Genomic DNA, 362 nt, shown 5'->3' on the forward strand with positions numbered 1-362 from the left:
CGTGAACTCGCCCACTGGGCGCGGCAGCCCGTGCAGGTCGTGGTGAGTCTCGTCTTCCCGGTGATGCTGCTGCTGATGTTCGGCTATCTGATCGGCGGTGGGCGGGCGGTCGAGGGTGCCTACGTCGACTATCTGGTTCCCGGGATGCTCGCGTTGACCATGGCCTTCGGGCTGGAGGGCACGATGCTTGCCGTCACCCAGGACCTCAACAAGGGGGTGATCGACCGGTTCCGGTCCCTGCCGATGGCTGACGGAGCGGTTCTGGTGGGGCGTTCGGCCGCGGACATGCTTCAGTCGGCGATCGGGCTGGTCGTGCTGATAGGGGTCGGGCTGGCGCTGGGGTGGCGTCCGCAGGGGGGAGT

General features: G+C 67.7%; 1 protein-coding gene. It reads left to right on the top strand.

The features are described from left to right. Positions 1-362, top strand: a 362-nt coding sequence (locus tag JHN45_RS52640) for an ABC transporter permease (protein ID WP_201056624.1), incomplete at both ends; no start/stop codon positions are given.

Source organism: Streptomyces sp. MBT53 (assembly GCF_016654115.1).
In the GTDB taxonomy this organism is placed as follows: Bacteria; Actinomycetota; Actinomycetes; order Streptomycetales; family Streptomycetaceae; genus Streptomyces.